This window comes from Nocardioides perillae (assembly GCF_013409425.1).
Taxonomy (GTDB): domain Bacteria; phylum Actinomycetota; class Actinomycetes; order Propionibacteriales; family Nocardioidaceae; genus Nocardioides; species Nocardioides perillae.
Genome location: NZ_JACCAC010000001.1, coordinates 1,595,127 through 1,614,034 on the forward strand (window position 1 = coordinate 1,595,127; position 18,908 = coordinate 1,614,034).

Sequence of the window (18,908 nt, forward strand, 5' to 3'; positions counted from 1 at the left end):
TCAGCCTAGGCAGGGCCCCGGGCGGGCCCGGCGAATTCCAGTCGTGTGGTTCACGAGAAGCGGTGGCGGCCCCACCCGTGCCGTGGTCGACTCGCTGCGTCACTCCTGCCACACGACCCCCCGGAGCCCCGTGCGCACCCCCTCCTCCGTCCTGCGACGCCTGCTCGCCACCGCCCTCGCCGCGGCCCTCCCGCTGGCCGGGGTGCTCGTGGCGACGCCCGCCGAGGCGAAGCGGGTGGACCAGTCGTGGACCGTGCCGGCGTCGGCGTGGATCACCCTGCGCGGCCACGGCTTCGGCCACGGCCACGGGATGTCGCAGTACGGCGCGCACGGCGCCGCGCGGCAGGGGCTCAGCGCGCGGGAGATCCTGGCCTTCTACTACCCCGGCACGACCGTGGGGAGCGTCGGCGGCACGATCGCGGTGCTCGTCTCGCGTGACACCACCGACGACGTCGTGGTCCACGCGCGGCCGGGGCTCAAGGTGCGCGTGCTCGGCACCGGCGAGGTGCTGACCCTGCCCGACAACGGCGCGACCCGGTGGCGGCTCCAGGTCGACCGCACGGGTGCGACCGGGCTGGCCTACCTGCGCGACCGCTGGCGCAAGCTGCGCGCGCTGCCGGGGCCGGCGGAGTTCCACGCCGGCGGCGCGCCCGTGACCCTCGTGACGCCGAGCGGTGACACCGCCTACCGCGGACGGCTGCGCTCGGCCGCGCCGAGCGGCGGTGGCCGGGCCCGCGACACCGTCAACGTCGTGGCGCTGGAGACCTACCTGCGCGGGGTCGTGCCGCTCGAGGTGCCGGCCTCGTGGCACCCCGCCGCGGTGCAGGCGCAGGCGGTCGCGGCCCGCACCTACGCGGCCTACGAGCGGGCCCACCCGCGCGCCTCGCACTACCAGGTCTGCGACACGACGAGCTGCCAGGTCTACGGCGGCGCCTCCGCCGAGCACCCGGCGAGCGACGCCGCGGTCCGCGCCACGCGGGGCACCGCACTGCTGGCCGACGGCCGCCCGGCCTTCACGCAGTTCTCCTCCAGCAGCGGCGGCTGGACCTCCGCCGGCTCGGTGCCCTACCTCACCTCCCAGGAGGACCCGTACGACGGGTGGTCCGGCAACCCCGTCCACGACTGGTCGCTGCGCGTCACCGACGCCCGCCTCGAGGCCGCCTACCCCCGGATCGGCGACCTGCGCTCGTTGCGGATCACGGAGCGCGAGGGCGGCGGCGAGTGGGGTGGTCGGGTGTGGCGGCTGACGCTGACCGGCTCACGCGGCTCCGTGACGGTGAACGGTGACGACCTACGGCGCGCGCTGGGACTGCGCTCGAGCTGGTTCACCTTCGCCGTGTCCCGCCGCTGAGGGTCGTCCGCCCGGATTCCTGACCGGACGGTCTGGCGCCGGGGTGTGACGCGTGGCACAGTGCCACCGTCCGCGGCGACCAGCCGCGGGCACCACACACCCCACAGCAGAGGAAGCAGATGCGCCGCACCGTCTCGGGTGCCATCGCAGGTGTCGCAGCCCTCGCCCTCGCGGGCGTCGGTAGTCCCTTCACCTCCGTGGCCAGTGCCCAACCGCAGGACCGTCCCCGTCCCCCCACCCTCGCCCCCGCCGGCGGGATGCTCGGCCCCGACGCGGCCGCGCACGCGCCCGGCGAGCACGCCCGGCACGGCGACCACGAGGGCCACTCCCACGACGACGTCGACCGTCGTCGCGGCAGCCTGCCGCCCACCGCCGCCCAGCGCTCGGCCGACCGCCGCACGGGCGGCCGCGTGCAGTGGAACGAGCTCGGCACGCCGGCCACGGTCGCCGCGACCGGCGACGTCGTCGCGACCGGCCTGCCGCAGCAGCCCGAGGCCGCTGCCCGGGCCTACCTCGCGCGGTCCGGCGACCTCTTCGCGCTGACCCCCGCCCAGGTCGACGACCTGGAGACGCTGGCCGTCACCGCGGTCGGCAAGGGTGCCGTGGTCACGCTGCGCCAGCGCGCCGGCGGCCTGCCCACCACCCAGGGTGGCCTGGTCACCGTCGCGGTGCGCGACGGGCAGGTGCTGCACGCCTCCTCGAGCCTCTCGCGCGACACCGGCGCCCTGCCGGCCGCGACGCTCGACGAGGCCGCCGCCAGCGACGCCGCGGTCCGGCTGGCGGAGCTCGAGTCCTCCGAGGCCGTCGTGCTGCGGGTCCGCGAGGTCGCGGTGCCGACCGCGGCCGAGGGCATGCGCCGCGCCTGGGAGGTCGTGGTCGCCGAGGAGGGTGGCCACGGGGCCGCCTTCACCGTGCTCGTCGACGCGACCTCCGGCGAGCTGCTCGTGCGCGAGAGCCTGGTCGACCACCTCGACGACGACCCGCGCTGGTCGCTCTTCCCGGCCACGCCGGCCGACCTCGACACCACCGAGCGCGACACCTGGTGCTGGACCGGGGTCGCCGGCTGCGACGACACCCTCGCGCCCGGTGCGTCGACGGCCACGCCGTGGGACGTCGACCCGGCCACCGGCCAGCCGAGCCTCACGACGCTCGGCAACAACGCGGTCAGCGGCAAGTCCTGGGCCCTCGCGCCCAACGTGCGGGCGGTGGAGCGCACGGCCACCCCCAGCACGACGCGGGACTACCTCTACACCTTCGACAACACCTGGCAGGAGTCCGGCTGCGCGCCCGAGGCGCTCACCGGGGACGACGGCAACGACGTCGACGCCGCCACCTCGAGCCTCTTCGCGCACCACAACCGGCTGCACGACTTCGCCTACGGGCTGGGCTTCACCGAGGAGACCTGGAACGCCCAGCAGGACAACCTGGGCCGTGGCGGCAAGGGTGGCGACCCCGAGGTCGGCAAGGCCCAGTCGGGCGCCGCGCTCGGCATCCGCGACAACGCCAACCAGTACTCCACGCCCGACGGCGTCGCCCCGTGGAGCAACATGTACCTCTGGCAGCCGATCGCCGGCGCGGCGTACGTGCCCTGCGTCGACGGCGACTTCGACGGCACCGTCATCGGCCACGAGTACACCCACCTCATCACCAACCGGATGATCGCCGGGCCCGACGCCGGCCTGTCCGGCTACCAGGCCGGCGGCATGGGCGAGAGCTGGTCCGACCTGGTCGCGATGGAGTACCTCGTCGAGCTGGGCGAGCGGCCGATGGGTGACACGCCCTTCGTCACCGGCGCCTACGTGACCGGCGACGAGCGCACCGGCATCCGCAACTTCGACATGTCGAGGAGCTCGCTGAACTACTCCAACGTCGGCTACGACGTGGTGGGCGCCAGCGTGCACTCCGAGGGCGAGATCTGGTCCGCGACCAACTTTGCGGTCCGCCAGGCCTTCGTCGACCGGTACGGCGCGGGCACGCCGGCCGAGCTGCGCGCCTGCGCCGAGGGCCGCACGCCCGTGGAGCAGTGCCCGGGCAGCCGCCGCTGGGTGCAGCTGCTCTTCGACTCGCTGCTCGTGCCGGCCACCGGCCGGGTCTCGATGGTCGACATGCGCGACGCGATGCTCGTCGCCGACCAGCTCCGCTTCGGCGGCGCCAACCAGGACCTGCTCTGGGACGCCTTCGCCAGCCGCGGGCTCGGCGAGGGTGCCTCCTCCGACGGGCCGAACGACACCGACCCGGTGCCGAGCTTCGCCACCCCGACGGGCGCCGACGGCGAGGTCACCTTCGTGCCGGCCGGCACCCAGGCCGGCGCGCCGGTCGAGATCTTCGTCGGCGAGTTCGAGGACCAGTCGACCCCGGTCGCCGACACCGACCCGGCCACCGAGCTCGGTGCGACCACGCGCATGGTCGCCGGCACCTACGACGCGGTCGCGGTCGGCCCGACGGTCGGCCACCAGCGCTTCACCTTCACCGTCCGCGCCGGCCAGGTCCGCGACGTGCCGGTGCTGCTCGAGCAGAACCTCGCCGCGAGCGCCCTCGGGGCGACCGCGACGGGCGACGGCACCGACGCCGCCTCGCTGCTCGACGGCACCGAGGCGACCGACTGGACGGCCGAGCGCGACGGCGGACCCGCGGGCCTCGGCGTGAGCGTCGACCTCGCCGGCGACCGGCCGCAGCAGGTGGGCCGCGTCGCCGTCAGCGCGTTCTACGAGACGGGCTCCCGCTTCAGCGCGCTGCGCCAGTTCGCGATCTCCGCGTGCGACGCCAGCACGGGCGCCGACTGCGCCGACCCCGCGGCGTACGAGCGGGTCTTCCTGAGCCCGGCCGACGCCTTCCCGGGTGACGGCATGCGCCCGACCGCGCCCGACCTCAACGCCGCGTCGTTCGCGATCCCGCGCACCACGGCCACGCACCTGCGACTCGAGGTCGTGAGCAACCAGTGCACCGGCGGGCCGGAGTTCGCCGGGGAGCTCGACGACGACCCGGCGACCACGACCGACTGCGCCACCGGCGCCCCGTCGGTCGCCCGGGTCGTGCGGGCCGCGGAGCTGCAGGCCTTCCGCCGCTGAGCCGAGGCAGGACAGCAGCACAGCACGAGGGCCCCGGGCGACCGCCCGGGGCCCTCGTCGCGTGAGGGAAGCGTGTGGGGGTGCGCTCAGCCGAGCACGAGCACCAGGTCGCCGCCCTCGACCGCCTGGGTGCCGGAGATCGCGAGCCGCTGCACGGTGCCGGCGCGGGGCGCGGTGATGGAGGCCTCCATCTTCATCGCCTCGATGGTGGCGACGGTCTCGCCGGCCGCGACGCTCGCGCCCTCCTCGACCACGACCGTGACCACGCCCTGGAAGGGCGCGGCGACGTGGCCGGGGTCGGAGGTGTCGGCCTTCTCGGTGCTCGGCACGTCGGAGGCGACGGAGCGGTCGCGCACCGAGATCGGGCGCAGCTGGCCGTTGAGGGTGCACATGACGGTGCGGTAGCCGCGCTCGTCGGGCTCGCCGACCGCCTGCACGCCCAGCAGCAGGCGGACGCCGGGCTCGAGCTCGACCTCGTGCTCCTCGCCCTGGCGCAGGCCGTAGAGGTACTCCAGCGTGGGCAGGACCGACACGTCGCCGTAGGCCTCGCACGACGCGCGGTAGTCCTTCGTCGGGCCGGGGAAGAGCAGCTCGTTGAGCGTGCGGCGGCGGGTGGCCGGGCTGGCAGCCTCGCCACGCAGGCCGAGGCCCGCGGCCTGCTCGTCGGTGAGCTCCTCGGCCGGCCGCTTCCACGTGCGGCCCTCGAGGGCCCGGCTGCGGAAGGGCTCGGGCCAGCCGCCCGGGGGGTCGCCCAGCTCGCCGTTGAGGAAGCCGACGACCGAGTCGGGCACGTCGAAGCGCTGCGGCTCCGCCTCGAACTCGGCCGGGTCGGCCCCCACCGCGACCAGGTGCAGCGCGAGGTCGCCGACCACCTTGGAGCTGGGGGTCACCTTGACGACGTTGCCGAGGATGTCGTTCGCGGCGGCGTAGGTGTCCTCGATCTGCTCGAACTTCTCGCCGAGGCCCAGCGCGATCGCCTGCTGGCGCAGGTTGGAGAGCTGCCCGCCCGGGATCTCGTGGCGGTAGACGCGACCGGTGGGGGAGGGCAGCCCGGACTCGAACGGCGCGTAGACGCGGCGCACCGCCTCCCAGTAGGGCTCGAGCGCGTTGACCGCGGCCAGGCTCAGCCCCGTCTCGCGCTCCGCGTGGTCGGTGGCCGACACCAGCGCCGAGAGCGGCGGCTGCGACGTGGTCCCTGCGAGGGCGGCGCTGGCCGCGTCGACGGCGTCGACGCCCGACTCGATCGCCGCTGTCAGGGTGGCCAGCTGGCCGCCGGCCGTGTCGTGGGTGTGCAGGTGCACCGGGAGGTCGAACTCCGAGCGCAGCGCAGTGACCAGGCGGCGGGCCGCCGGGGCGCGCAGCAGCCCGGCCATGTCCTTGATCGCCAGCACGTGCGCACCGGCCTCGACGATGCGCTCGGCGAGCCCGAGGTAGTAGTCGAGGGTGTAGAGCCGCTCGCCGGGGTCGGAGAGGTCGCCGGTGTAGCAGAGCGCGACCTCGGCGACGGTGGTGCCGGTCGCGCGCACGGCTTCGATCGCGGGCCGCATCTGCTCGACGTCGTTGAGCGCGTCGAAGATGCGGAAGACGTCGATGCCGGTGTCGGCGGCCTCCTGCACGAAGGCGTCGGTCACCTCGGTGGGGTAGGGCGTGTAGCCGACGGTGTTGCGCCCACGCAGCAGCATCTGCAGGCAGATGTTGGGCACGGCCTGGCGCATCGCGGCCAGCCGCTCCCAGGGGTCCTCGGCGAGGAAGCGCAGCGCCACGTCGTAGGTGGCCCCGCCCCACGCCTCGACCGACCACAGCTCGGGCGTCGTGCGGGCCACGTGGCCCGCGGCCGCGAGCAGGTCGCGGGTGCGCACCCGGGTGGCGAGCAGCGACTGGTGGGCGTCGCGGAAGGTGGTGTCGGTGACCGCCACCCGGTCCTGGGCGCGCAGCGCGGCCGCGAAGGCCTCGGGCCCCTGCGCGAGCAGCTGCTGGCGCGTCCCGTCGGGGGCGGGCACGTCGAGGTCGAGCGGCGGCAGCTTGGACGCCGGGTCCAGCACGACCGGGGCCGGGCCGTGCGGCTGGTTGACCGTGACGTCGGCGAGGTAGGTCAGCAGCTTGGTGCCGCGGTCGCCCGGCGCGCGGGCGGTCAGCAGCTCGGGGTGGGTCTCGATGAAGGAGGTGGTGATGCGGCCCGCCGTGAAGTCGGGGTCGTCGAGCACCGCCTGCAGGAAGGGGATGTTGGTGGAGACCCCGCGGATGCGGAACTCCGCGACCGCGCGGCGCGAGCGCTCGACGGCCTTGTCGAAGGTGCGACCGCGGCACGTGAGCTTGGCGAGCATGGAGTCGAAGTGGGCCGAGACCTCGGCGCCGGTGTACGTCGTGCCGCCGTCGAGGCGGACGCCGGCGCCGCCGGGGGAGCGGTAGGTCGTGATGCGGCCCGTGTCGGGGCGGAAGCCGTTGCCGGGGTCCTCGGTGGTGATGCGGCACTGCAGCGCGGCACCGCGCAGCTGCACCGTCTCCTGGGACAGCCCGAGGTCCGCCAGCGTCTCACCGGAGGCGATGCGCAGCTGGCTCTGCACCAGGTCGACGTCGGTGACTTCCTCGGTCACGGTGTGCTCGACCTGGATGCGGGGGTTCATCTCGATGAAGACGTAGTTGCCCTCCGGGTCGAGCAGGAACTCCACCGTGCCGGCGTTGCGGTAGCCGATCTCGCGGGCGAAGCGCACCGCGTCGGCACACATGCGCTCGCGGATCGCGGGGTCGAGGTTGGGCGCGGGGGCGATCTCGACCACCTTCTGGTGGCGGCGCTGCACCGAGCAGTCGCGCTCGAAGAGGTGGATGACGCCGCCCTGGCCGTCGGCGAGCACCTGCACCTCGATGTGGCGGGGGTCGACCACCGCCTGCTCGATGAAGACCGTGGGGTCGCCGAAGGCGGCCTCGGCCTCGCGCATGCAGGTCTCGACCGCCTCGCGCAGGGCGCCCTCCTCGTCGACGCGGCGCATGCCGCGGCCCCCGCCGCCGGCGACCGCCTTGACGAAGAGGGGGTAGGGCATGTCGGCCGCCGCGGCCAGCAGCGCGTCGACGTCGGTCGACGGCTCGACGCTCGCCAGCACCGGCACGCCCGCGGCCTTCGCCGCGGCGATCGCCCGCGCCTTGTTGCCGGTGAGCTCGAGCACGTCGGAGGTGGGGCCGACGAAGGTGATGCCGGCCTCGGCGCAGGCCTCGGCGAGCGCCGGGTTCTCCGACAAGAAGCCGTAGCCCGGGTAGACCGCGTCGGCCCCGGCGCGCACCGCGACCTCGACGATCGCCTGCGGGTCGAGGTAGGCGCGCACCGGGTGGCCGCGCTCGCCGATCTCGTAGGCCTCGTCGGCCTTCAGGCGGTGCTCGGAGCCGCGGTCCTCGTGCGGGAAGACCGCGACCGTGCGCGCCCCCAGCTCGTAGGCCGCGCGGAACGCCCGGATCGCGATCTCGCCACGGTTGGCCACCAGCACCTTGGAGAACATGGCGGCAGGCTATCGACGGGCCGGCGGACGCGGCCCTACTCGTCCGTACCGTGGCAGGGTCAGGGAGCGGCGGCGCGCAGCTTCTCGAGCAGTGGGGCGGCGGCCTCGTCGAGGAAGCGGTCGACCGAGTCGCCGCCCACCTGCACCAGCGCGACGTCGGTGTAGCCGGCCTCCCAGAAGGGGCGCACGCCCTCCACGATCGCGTCGAGGTCGGGACCGCAGGGGATGTTCTCCGCGACGTCGTCGGGCCGCACGAACTGGGTGGCCCCCGCGAAGCCGGCGGTGGTGGGCAGGTCGGCGTTGACCGACCAGCCGCCGGCGAACCAGCGGAACTGCTCGTGGGCCCGCTGCTTCGCGGTCTCGAGGTCGGGGTCCCAGCAGATCGGGATCTGCCCGACCGCGCGGGCACCGCCCTCGCCGATGCGCGGCGCGCCCTCGGCGGCGTTCCAGCCCGTGATCAGCTCCGCCTCGGGCTCGGTGGAGACGAAGTGGTCGGCCAGCGGCGCGAAGCGCGCGACCGACTTATCCCCGCTGACGGCCAGGCCGATCGGCACCCCGCCCTCGGGGCAGTCCCAGATCCGCGCGGAGTCGACCCGGAAGTGCTGGCCCTCCCAGGTGACCAGCTCGCCCGTGTGCAGGGCGCGGATGACGTGGACGGCCTCCTCGAGCATGTCCTGGCGCACGTCGACGCTGGGCCAGCCCTCGCCCACGACGTGCTCGTTGAGGTTCTCCCCGCTGCCCAGGCCCAGGGTGAAGCGGCCGTCGGCCAGCAGCTGCAGCGTCGCGGCCTTCTGCGCGACGACCGCGGGGTGGTAGCGGATGGTCGGGCAGGTCACGTAGGTCATCAGGTCGACCCGCTCGGTGGCGTGGGCGACCGCGCCCAGCACCGTCCAGGCGTACGGCGCGTGCCCCTGCGCGGCGAGCCACGGGAAGTAGTGGTCGCTCGAGACCTCGAAGTCGAAGCCGACCTGCTCGGCCGCCACGGCGTGGCGGACCAGGTCCTTCGGGCCGTTCTGCTCGGTCATGAGGGTGTAGCCGAAGCGGGTCATGTCCCCACGGGACCAGCCCCCGCCAAGGCGCGGCTCACCCGCCCGGCCGGGTCCGCAGCTCGTGCAGGAGGTCGGGCAGCAGGGCGCCGTAACCGGTGCGCGCCCACACCGTGTCGGTGTCCAGGTAGTGCACGGCACGGCCGTCCAGCTCGACGTCGAGCACGTCGGGCTCGCGCCCCTCCCGCAGGCAGCGGCGGCACTCCCCGCACAGCGGCACCGACAGCGGTCGGCCGGCCACCTCGACCTCGGCCCGGCCGCGGGGCGAGGGGTGCAGCGGGTCGAGGAAGCAGACGGGAGCGGGAGCGAAGGTGGTCTCCGCACGGGCCGCGCGGAGCGCGGCGCTGCCGCGGCGGGCCAGGACCACGGCGCCGACCGTGTCGAGCACCCGGAGCCCCGGCACGGTCGACGGGGCGTCGAGGAGGCGCCCGGCGGCCTCGTAGTGGTCCAGCGCGGCCTGCCACGCGGTGCGGTCGTCACGGGGCCTGATCTCGTGGGCCTCGAGCGCCTCGCCGAGGCGCAGCAGGTCGGCGCGCGCCTGCCGGGTGAGCCGCTGGTCCTCCGCGGAGCGCACCCGTCCGAGGGCGGACTCCGGCAGCCGCCAGCCGGCCGGCGGAGCGGGGGCGGTGCGGGTCGCGCGGGTGCGGCGGACCGCCACGGCCACCACCGTCATGACGCCGACCAGGAGCAGGCCGGCGACGAGGTCGACCCCGCCGCCGTCGTCGCTGCCGAGGTCGCCGTCGCCGCTGCCCCCACCCGCGGCGCCGGTGCTCGTGGTCTCGTCGCCGCGCTCCGCCTGCTCGGCGGCGTAGCGCTCCTCGGCGAGGGCGGACGCCTGCTGGTAGGCCTCCGCGACGCGGCCGTCGCGCACGACGTCGACGGCCTCGACGAGCGCGTCGACCGCGTCGCCGTCCTCGGCCAGCGCCTGCTCGGTGGCGGCGTAGGTCACCTGCCAGGCGTCCACGGGGGAGTCCCAGCCCAGGCCCTCGACCCGGGCGCCCTCGCCCCCGAGGTCCGGGGTCGCGAGGTAGAGCCCGTCGACCCCGGTGCGGTCGTGCACGAGCGTCAGCAGCTCGTCGGCGCGGCCGCCGAAGGCGCCGTCGTAGGGCAGCGGGTGCACGACCACGAAGACCGGGGTGGGAGAGGCGGCCACGGCGTCCTCGAGCACGCGCTCGCGCGCTCCGCCGACGACCCCGGCGAGGGAGGGGTGCACCCACACGCCGTCCTCGGCCAGGCCCGCGGCCACCTGGCCGACCTCGTCGGCCGACGACCCGGACACCTGCACCGCGACCCCCCTTCAGGTCCACCGGCCGGGCAGCCGCCGGCGCGCGAGCCATGCTCCCACGACGAGCAGCAGCGCGGTGGCGGGTGCGGCGAGGCCGCCGACGAGGACACCGGCGGCGACGGCGCCGGAGCGACCGCCCCAGTAGCCGTCGCCCGGTTCCTGCAGTCCCTCCTCCGCCACGGCGGCGGCGACCTCCGGCAGCCGCAGCCGGGCCTCGCCGAGCAGCAGCCCGCGGTCGACGTACGGCGCGCGGCCGCCGCGCGCGCTGGCGCTGGCCTCGCCGGGGTCGGACCACACGACGTACACGCCGTCGGAGGGGCCGCGGGCGGCGAGCTGGTCGGCGGCGTCGCCCTCGAGGTAGTAGCCCGCCTCGGCGTCGCCGTCCCAGAGGGCGACGTAGAGGGGCGGGTCGACGGCGGCGACGGTGCGCTCGAGGCGCTCCTCGTCGACGGCGGACAACCGGGCGCGGGCGTCGGGGGCGACGTGCAGGTGGTCGCCGCGCTCGAAGTCGGCCAGGGCCGCGCGCACCCGGTCACCGGGCGGGGCCTGCTCGGGCTCCGTGCTCCCCGCCGTGAGCGCCCAGGCGGTCCCGGCGACCGTGCCGAGCACGCCGCAGACGGCGAGGGCGAGCGCGGCGTCCGCGCGGCGGCCGGTCACCGCCCCTCCCCGCGCCGGTCGGCGGCCACCTCGGCGGGCAGGTCGTCGGTGAGCGCGCCGAGCCCGGTGCGACCCCAGACGTCGTCGCTCTCCCAGTAGGGGCGGTCGCGACGCAGCAGCCCGGTGCGACGGCGCAGCGGGGCCGGGGCGCGGCCGGCGCGGGCGGTCGCCGCGCACGACCCGCACGCGGGGACCTCCCCGCCCGCGCGGATCGTCGTGCTCGCGGCGCCGTGGCGGGGGTCGACGAAGCACGGGTGGTAGGCGGGACGGCCGGCCAGCGAGGCCAGACCGACCTGGGCCAGCACCCGGGCGCCGACCAGGTCGACCTGCCGGGCCCTCGGGTCCTCGAGCAGCCGGGCGGCCTCGTCGTGCGCGCGGGCCGCGAGGTCACGACGCTGCTGCCACTGCGCCTCGGTCGTGCCGCGCGGCCGCCCGCGTGCGAGGGCGCCGTCCAGCCGCCGCAGGTCCGCCGCGGCGAGGGCCCGCTCGTCGGGCGCGGCCCCGGCGCGCGCCCGGCCACCCCGAGCCGCCGACCGGGTCGGAACGGCCCGCCGCGCGCGGAGCAGCCGCCAGGCCACCGGCAGCAGGGCGACCGCGACGGCGGTGCCGACCACCAGGCCGGTGCCCGGCTCGGTGGTCCAGGAGTCCGCGTCCGGGTCGTAGCCCTCGATGCGCTGCACCCACGGCTCCTCCCGGAGCGCGCCCACCGTGCCGGCGTCGAGGTCGGGCAGCCGGTCCTCGGCCGCGTCGGGGTCGGCCTCGCGCAGCCCCGTCAGGGCCGACAGCGTCGCGGCGGCCTCGCCGGCCGTGGTCGGTCGCACCGCCAGGCCCTCGGGGTCGTCGGGCAGCCCGGTGCGCACCTGCTCCCGGGCGTCGTAGGCCTCGAGCGAGACCTCGGTGGCGGAGAGGGGAAGACCGGTCGTCTCGACCGCGAGCAGCTCGCCCGGGAACCCCACGACCACCGCGACGGCGTCCTCGCCGCGCTGCTCGGCCGCGGCCCGCACCCGGAGGGCCAGGTCGGCGGCGGGGTCCTCGGCGGCGAGGCCGACCGGCTCCTGCACGAGCACGACGTACGTCGAGACACCCTGCGCGCGGACGTCCTCGACGAGCCGCAGCAGGCCGGCCTCGACCGCGGCCGTGTCGCCGGACCCCAGGACGGTGTGGACGACCACGGGGTCGTCCTGCACCCGGTCGAGCAGCTGCTCGACCGTGCGCGCCGCCTCGTCGGGCCGCCGGCTCAGCTCAGTCCTTCAGCTCGCAGATGACCGCGCCGTTGGTGACGGTCGCGCCGACCTCGGCGCTGAGGCCGGTGACGGTGCCGGCCTTGTGGGCCTTGAGGGGCTGCTCCATCTTCATCGCCTCGATGACGACCACGGTGTCGCCCTCGGCGACCTCCTGGCCCTCCTCGACGGTGACCTTGACGACGGTGCCCTGCATCGGCGAGGTCACGGCGTCGCCGGATGCCGCGCCGCCTCCGGCCCCGCCCTTCTTGCGCTTGGGCTTCTTCGCGCCGCCACCGGTGGCCGCGCCGCCACCCAGCCCGCCGATGCCGGCCGGCAGGACGACCTCGAGACGCTTGCCGGCGACCTCGACGGTGACCCGCTGGCGCTCCTCCGGCTCGTCGGCCTCGGCCGTGTCGCCGGCGTAGGGCTCGATCTGGTTGTCGAAGTCGGTCTCGATCCAGGTGGTGTAGACGGTGAACTCGCCCTCGCCCGAGGGGTTCGAGGACGCGACGTAGGCCGGGTCCTCGAGCACGGTGCGGTGGAAGGGGATGACGGTCGGCATGCCGTCGACGGTGAACTCTGCGAGGGCGCGGCGCGAGCGCTCGATCGCCTGGGTGCGGTCGCGGCCGGTGACGATCAGCTTCGCGATGAGCGAGTCGAAGGCACCGGGGACGGTCTCGCCGTTCTCGTAGCCGCCGTCGACGCGGACACCGGGGCCCTGCGGCGGGCTCCAGGCCGAGAGCGTGCCGGGGGCGGGCATGAAGCCGCGCCCGCCGTCCTCGGCGTTGATGCGGAACTCGATGGAGTGGCCGCGGATCTCCGGGTCGTCGTAGCCGAGCTCCTCGCCCGCGGCGATGCGGAACATCTCGCGCACCAGGTCGATGCCGGTGACCTCCTCGGAGACGCAGTGCTCGACCTGCAGGCGGGTGTTGACCTCGAGGAAGGAGATCGTGCCGTCCTTGGCGACGAGGAACTCGCAGGTGCCGGCGCCGTAGTAGCCCGCCTCGCGCAGGATCGCCTTCGAGGAGTCGTAGAGGCGCTGCAGCTGGTCGTCGGTGAGGAACGGCGCGGGCGCCTCCTCGACCAGCTTCTGGTGGCGGCGCTGCAGCGAGCAGTCGCGCGTCGACACGACGACGACGTTGCCGTGCTGGTCGGCGAGGCACTGCGTCTCGACGTGGCGCGGCTTGTCCAGGAACTTCTCGACCAGGCACTCGCCGCGACCGAAGGCGGCGACCGCCTCGCGCACGGCCGACTCGTAGGCGTCGGGGATCTCCTCGAGCGTGCGCGCGACCTTGAGGCCGCGGCCACCGCCGCCGAAGACCGCCTTGATGGCGACCGGCAGGCCGTTGGCCTTCGCGAACTCGACGACCTCGTCGGCGTCGGCGACCGGGTCCTTGGTGCCGGGGGCGAGGGGGGCGTTCGCGCGCTGCGCGATCTGCTTGGCCTTCGCCTTGTCGCCGAGGGCCTCGATCGCGGCCGGCGGGGGACCGATCCAGGTCAGCCCGGCGTCGATGACCGCCTGGGCGAAGTCGGCGTTCTCGGCGAGGAAGCCGTAGCCGGGGTGCACCGAGTCGGCCCCGGACCTCTGCGCGACGGCGATGATCTTCTCGATCGAGAGGTAGGAGTCGGCCGGGGTCGCGCCCTCGAGCGAGTGGGCCTCGTCGGCGAGCCGGACGTGGAGGGCCTCGCGGTCGGGCTCGGCGTAGACCGCGACGCTGCCGATGCCGGCGTCCCGGCAGGCGCGGATCACCCGCACCGCGATCTCGCCGCGGTTGGCGATCAGGACCTTCTGCAACGGCTTGACCTGCGACACGCTCGCTCCTCGTGGGTCTGCTCGGGGGCGCGGGGGAGCCCCGCACGGCCATCGGAGTCTAGGGGCTGGCTCCGGTCCCGGGGTGTGGGGTCCGACACGGGCGCGACCGCCCGTTCACCGCGCCGGACCGACCGCTCGCCGATCCCCGGCGTGGGGTGTGGTCTCCGTCACCACCGACCGGGTAGACAAGATCCGCCCAGTTTCAACCACCTCACGATCGGACGTGCCCCTGTGGTCCCAGCGTTCCTCTCGCGCGAGCGCACCGTCGCCGCGCCCGGCTACTCCCGGTGGCTGATCCCCCCTGCTGCCCTCGCCGTGCACCTGTGCATCGGCCAGGCCTACGCCACCAGCGTCTACAAGAGCGCGCTGGTCGAGCACTTCGACACGAGCCTGACCGCGATCGGCCTCATCTTCTCGATCGCCATCGTGATGCTCGGCCTCTCGGCTGCCGCCTTCGGCACCTGGGTCGACCGCAACGGCCCGCGTGCCGCGATGTTCACCGCGGCCTGCTTCTGGTCGGCGGGCTTCCTCGTCGGCGCCCTCGGCATCTCCACCGAGCAGCTGTGGCTGGTCTACCTCGGCTACGGCGTGCTGGGCGGCATCGGCCTCGGCATCGGCTACATCTCGCCGGTCTCGACCCTCATCAAGTGGTTCCCGGACCGCCCTGGCCTCGCGACCGGCATGGCGATCATGGGCTTCGGCGGCGGCGCGCTGATCGCGAGCCCGGTGAGCGGTCGCCTGATGGCGCTCTACGACTCCTCCTACGACCCGAGCGACCCCTCGACGGTCGCCAGCGGCGGCGCGGTGGCCTCGCTCTTCGTCACGCTCGGCCTGGTCTACTTCGCCTTCATGATGTTCGGCGCCTTCACGGTGCGCGTGCCCGCGGCGGACTGGAAGCCCGAGGGCTGGGACCCCGCGTCCGTGAAGCAGAAGTCGATGGTCACGACCGCCAGCGTCTCGGCCAACAACGCGATCAAGACCAAGCAGTTCTGGCTGCTGTGGACGGTGCTCTTCTGCAACGTCACCGCCGGCATCGGCATCCTCGAGCAGGCCTCGCCGATGATCCAGGACTTCTTCCGCGAGGGTGACGCCTCCACCGTGACGGCCGCCGCGGCCGGCGGCTTCGTCGGCGTGCTCTCGCTCTTCAACATGGCGGGCCGCTTCGCCTGGTCCTCGACGTCCGACGTGATCGGCCGCAAGCCGATCTACATGGTCTACCTCGGCGTCGGCGTCGTGCTCTACGCCCTCCTCGCGCTGGCCGGGTCGAGCTCGACGGTGCTCTTCGTGCTGCTCGCCGGCATCATCATCAGCTTCTACGGCGGCGGCTTCGCGACCGTGCCGGCCTACCTGCGCGACCTCTTCGGCACCTACCAGGTCGGCGCGATCCACGGCCGGCTGCTCACCGCGTGGGCGGCCGCCGGCGTGGCCGGGCCGCTCATCATCAACGGCTTCCTCGACGCGCAGGGCACGCCCGGCGCGCTGGTGGCCGGTGACTACCGGCCCGCGCTGCTGACCATGGTCGGCGTGCTCGTCGTCGGCTTCGTGGCCAACCTGCTGATCACCCCGGTCTCGGAGCGCTTCCACGAGCCGAGCCCCGTCACCGACGCCGCGGACGGTGCCCCCGCGCACCGCGGCGCCCCCACCCAGAGGAGCAACGCATGACCGCCCGCATCGCCGGGGCCTGGGCCCTCGTCGGCATCCCGCTGGCCTACGGCATCTTCGAGACCGTCCGACGCGCCTCGAACCTCTTCACGGGCTGACCCCGCCCGTGAGCCCTCGACGGGGGCGGACCGCCACGGCGGTCCGCCCCCGTCCTGCGTCCGAGGCTCGTCGGAGCACGAGGGTTAACGATCGCTAACCGAGCCGGTAGCATCGTCCCCATGAGCACTGGCTTCGAGCTGTCCCGCGAGCACGAGGAGTTCCGCCGCAGCGTCCGCGAGTTCGCGGAGGCCGAGATCGCGCCGCACGCCGCGCAGTGGGACCGCGAGCACCACTTCCCGGTCGACGTCGTGGAGCAGATGGGCAAGCTGGGGCTCTTCGGCCTCACCGCGCCCGAGGAGTTCGGCGGGGCGGGCATGGCCGGCGAGGACGGCGGCTTCACCAGCCTGTGCCTGGCGATCGAGGAGATCGGCCGCGTCGACCAGTCGATGGGCATCACGCTGCAGGCCGGCGTGGGCCTGGGCATCAACCCGATCCTGACCTACGGCACGCAGGAGCAGAAGGAGCGCTGGCTCCCCGCCCTCGTCGCCGGGGAGCGCCTCGCCGGCTTCGGGCTCACCGAGCCCGGCGCCGGCTCCGACGCCGGCGCGACGCGCACCAAGGCCGCGCTCGACGGCGACGAGTGGGTCGTCGACGGCGCCAAGCAGTTCATCACCAACTCCGGCTCGTCGATCACCTCGCTGGTCACGGTGACCGCCCGCACCGGCACGCGCGAGGACGGCCGCCCCGAGATCTCCGCGATCACGATCCCCTCCGGCACGCCGGGGTTCACGGTCGAGAAGGCCTACGACAAGCTCGGCTGGCACGCCTCCGACACCCACCCGCTGACGTTCGAGGACGTGCGGGTGCCCGCCGACCACCTGCTCGGTCAGCGCGGCCGCGGCTACGCGCAGTTCCTCGCCACCCTCGACGACGGCCGCGTGGCGATCTCCGCGCTGTCGGTCGGCTGCATCCAGGCCTGCCTCGACATGTCGGTGGCCTACGCCGGCGAGCGGCAGACCTTCGGCGGCCCGATCGGGCGCAAGCAGGGCGTGGCCTTCCAGATCGCCGACCTCGAGGTGCTGCTGCACACGTCACGGCTGCTCACCTACCGCGCGGCCGCGATCAAGGACGCGATGGACGCCGGCGGCCCCGGCGCCCCGACCTTCGCGCAGTTCAAGCAGGCCGCCGCCGTCGCGAAGCTGCACAGCACCGAGTCGGCCGTCACCGCCACCCGCATCGCCACCCAGGTCTTCGGCGGCTACGGCTTCATGGAGGAGTACCCCGCCGCGCGCTTCTACCGCGACGCCAAGGTGCTCGAGGTCGGCGAGGGGACGTCCGAGGTGCAGCGCATGCTCATCGCGCGCGGTCTCGGCCTGCCGGTGGAGTAGACCGGGTCGCACCGGCCGTCCGCCCCGACCGGCCGCGCCCGCTAGCCTCGGGCCTCGTGGGCACACGGGGGGAGCGGCTGCCGGCCGAGGTGGGGCGCTTCCTCGCCGTCGGCGGCCTGGCCACGCTCGTGTCGCTCGCGCTCTTCAACGCGCTGCTGCACGGGCCCGGCGACGACGGTGCGCCGCTCGCCGACCGCCCCATCACGGCGTACGTCGTGGCGAACCTCGTCGGGATGGTCGTGAGCTACCGCGGCAGCCGGCACTGGGCCTTCCGCCACCGCCCGCCCGTGCACGCCGACGGCGGGCGCACCGCCTTCGTGGCGGTCAACCTCGCCACCATGCTGCTGCCGATCGCGTGCCTGTGGGCCAGTCGCGACCTGCTCGGGCTCGCCGACCCGCTGAGCGACAACGTCGCGGCCAACGTCGTGGGCCTGCTGCTCGGCACCGCGGCGCGCTTCTGGCTCTTCCGCGCCTTCGTCTTCCGGCGGCCCGCCGCGGTGCTCGCGGCGTGAGCGCCCGACGCGGGCTCTTCGTCGCGCCCTTCGACGCCCTCGCCGACCCCGCGGAGGTCGGCGACCTCGCCGCGCGCGCGGAGGCCGCCGGCTGGGAGGGGTTCTTCGTCTGGGACCACGTGCAGTACGGCGACCGGGTCGAGGCCGTCGCCGACGCCTGGACGTGCTGCGCGGCCGTCGCGCTGCGCACCGAGCGGCTGCTCCTCGGGCCGATGGTGACGCCGCTGGCGCGCCGCCGGCCCCACGTCGTGGCCCGCCAGGCCGCCAGCCTGGCCGCGCTGTCCCGGGGCCGCTTCGTCCTCGGGCTGGGCCTCGGCGACGACGGGGTGGGGGAGTTCAGCGACTTCGGCGACGAGTCGGACCCCCGGGTGTGCGCCAGGATGCTCGACGAGGGCCTCGAGGTGCTCACCGCGCTGCTCTCGGGCGAGCCGGTGGACCACGACGGCGATCACCACACCGCCCGCGGCGCGCGCTTCCGGCCGGCCGCCGAGGTGCCGCTCTGGCTGGTCGGGCGGTTCGGCAACCGCGCGCCCGTGCGGCGGGCCGCGCGCCACGACGGCTTCTTCGTCATCGGGCTCGACGGCCCGGCCGACCTCGACCGGGTCACGGCGGACCTCGCCGCGCACGACCCGCGGCCCGGCTTCGACGTCGTCGTCGACCTCACCGTCGACGACGACCCCGCGCCCTGGCTCGACCGCGGCGCCTCCTGGGTGCTGACCCGCATCGGGCCCTACGACCTCGACCTCGACGCGGTGCGCCGCGTGGTCGACGCGGGCCCGTGACCGCCGCCGAGGCCGGGACACGGATCGAGGTGCTCACCGCCGACGACTGGCCGACGTGGCGTGCGCTGCGCCTCGCCGCGCTGTCCGAGGCGCCGCAGGCCTTCGGCTCCCGGCTCGCGGACTGGACGGGTGCGGGCGACACCGAGGAGCGGTGGCGGGGCCGGCTGAGCATCCCCGGAGCGCACGACGTCGTCGCCCGGCTCGGGGGCGGGGCGGGCGGTGAGGCGGTGGGCATGGTCAGCGGCGTGCCCACCGAGGACGACGGCGTCGCCGAGCTGATCTCGCTGTGGGTCGCCCCCGCCGCGCGCGGGCGCGGCGTGGCCGACGCCCTCGTCGCCGAGGTGGTGCGGTGGGCGCGCGAGCGCCGAGCCGGGGTGCTGCGGCTCTCGGTGGCCGAGGACAACGCGACAGCCATCGCCCTCTACGAGCGTCACGGGTTCCGGCTGTCCGGCGAGGTCAGCGGGCTGATGGCCGACGGGGTGCGCCGCGAGCTGGTGATGGCGACCTCGTTGGCGCGCGCCTGAGCCCGGGGTCGGACCGACGGCGTCCACCGGCCAGGACGAAGTCGAGGCTGAGCTCGACGTCGACCGGGCT

At 75.0% G+C, this 18,908-nt stretch carries 14 protein-coding genes; 8 read left to right on the forward strand and 6 right to left on the reverse strand.

All coding sequences use genetic code 11. The features are described 5' to 3' along the window. The first annotated feature begins 130 nt into the window (after positions 1-130). Positions 131-1,351: a SpoIID/LytB domain-containing protein gene (locus tag BJ989_RS07385; RefSeq protein WP_179517649.1), complete on the forward strand. Its 1,221-nt coding sequence runs from the start codon at positions 131-133 to the stop codon at positions 1,349-1,351. A 119-nt stretch (positions 1,352-1,470) separates the two neighbouring features. Then, positions 1,471-4,419: a M36 family metallopeptidase gene (locus BJ989_RS07390; protein WP_179517650.1), complete on the forward strand. Its 2,949-nt coding sequence runs from the start codon at positions 1,471-1,473 to the stop codon at positions 4,417-4,419. 86 nt (positions 4,420-4,505) lie between these two features. Here the strand turns inward: BJ989_RS07390 and BJ989_RS07395 are convergent, their stop codons facing one another. The 6 genes from BJ989_RS07395 to BJ989_RS07420 form a co-directional block, all read right to left on the reverse strand. Beyond that, a complete protein-coding gene (locus BJ989_RS07395) occupies positions 4,506-7,907 on the reverse strand; it encodes a pyruvate carboxylase (protein ID WP_179517651.1) in 3,402 nt (1,133 codons plus the stop codon). 59 nt (positions 7,908-7,966) lie between these two features. Then, the gene (locus BJ989_RS07400) at positions 7,967-8,956 is read right to left on the reverse strand and encodes an LLM class F420-dependent oxidoreductase (protein WP_179517652.1); all 990 of its coding nucleotides are present in this window, start codon (positions 8,954-8,956) and stop codon (positions 7,967-7,969) included. A 34-nt stretch (positions 8,957-8,990) separates the two neighbouring features. Continuing rightward, positions 8,991-10,238, reverse strand: coding sequence for a hypothetical protein (locus tag BJ989_RS07405; RefSeq protein WP_179517653.1), 1,248 nt, complete (start codon positions 10,236-10,238; stop codon positions 8,991-8,993). A 12-nt stretch (positions 10,239-10,250) separates the two neighbouring features. Then, on the reverse strand, positions 10,251-10,895 hold the full coding sequence (locus tag BJ989_RS07410; RefSeq protein ID WP_179517654.1) for a hypothetical protein: 645 nt from the start codon (positions 10,893-10,895) through the stop codon (positions 10,251-10,253). Then, positions 10,892-12,067: a hypothetical protein gene (locus BJ989_RS07415; protein WP_179517655.1), complete on the reverse strand. Its 1,176-nt coding sequence runs from the start codon at positions 12,065-12,067 to the stop codon at positions 10,892-10,894. Before BJ989_RS07415 ends, BJ989_RS07410 begins: the two co-directional genes overlap by 4 nt. Positions 12,068-12,137: 70 nt before the next feature. Continuing rightward, a complete protein-coding gene (locus tag BJ989_RS07420) occupies positions 12,138-13,931 on the reverse strand; it encodes an ATP-binding protein (protein ID WP_179517656.1) in 1,794 nt (597 codons plus the stop codon). A 231-nt stretch (positions 13,932-14,162) separates the two neighbouring features. On the opposite strand from BJ989_RS07420, the gene BJ989_RS07425 reads away from it, so the two are divergent. The 6 genes from BJ989_RS07425 to BJ989_RS17595 all read left to right on the forward strand — a co-directional run bounded on the left by BJ989_RS07425 (position 14,163) and on the right by BJ989_RS17595 (position 18,838). After that, positions 14,163-15,593 (forward strand): MFS transporter, encoded by a 1,431-nt coding sequence (locus BJ989_RS07425; RefSeq protein ID WP_179517657.1) that lies wholly within the window; start codon positions 14,163-14,165, stop codon positions 15,591-15,593. Beyond that, on the forward strand, positions 15,590-15,691 hold the full coding sequence (locus tag BJ989_RS18995; RefSeq protein ID WP_425489985.1) for an MFS transporter small subunit: 102 nt from the start codon (positions 15,590-15,592) through the stop codon (positions 15,689-15,691). The genes BJ989_RS07425 and BJ989_RS18995 overlap by 4 nt, the downstream gene beginning before the upstream one ends. Positions 15,692-15,811: 120 nt before the next feature. Further along, a complete protein-coding gene (locus BJ989_RS07430; RefSeq protein ID WP_179517658.1) occupies positions 15,812-17,020 on the forward strand; it encodes an acyl-CoA dehydrogenase family protein in 1,209 nt (402 codons plus the stop codon). Between the two features lie 56 nt (positions 17,021-17,076). Then, the gene (locus BJ989_RS07435) at positions 17,077-17,532 is read left to right on the forward strand and encodes a GtrA family protein (RefSeq protein ID WP_179517659.1); all 456 of its coding nucleotides are present in this window, start codon (positions 17,077-17,079) and stop codon (positions 17,530-17,532) included. Further along, positions 17,529-18,314 carry an LLM class flavin-dependent oxidoreductase gene (locus BJ989_RS07440; RefSeq protein ID WP_179517660.1) on the forward strand — a complete coding sequence of 262 codons (786 nt, stop codon included), beginning with the start codon at positions 17,529-17,531 and terminating at the stop codon, positions 18,312-18,314. Before BJ989_RS07435 ends, BJ989_RS07440 begins: the two co-directional genes overlap by 4 nt. Further along, positions 18,311-18,838 (forward strand): GNAT family N-acetyltransferase, encoded by a 528-nt coding sequence (locus BJ989_RS17595; protein WP_343049166.1) that lies wholly within the window; start codon positions 18,311-18,313, stop codon positions 18,836-18,838. Before BJ989_RS07440 ends, BJ989_RS17595 begins: the two co-directional genes overlap by 4 nt. The last annotated feature ends 70 nt before the right edge of the window (positions 18,839-18,908 follow it).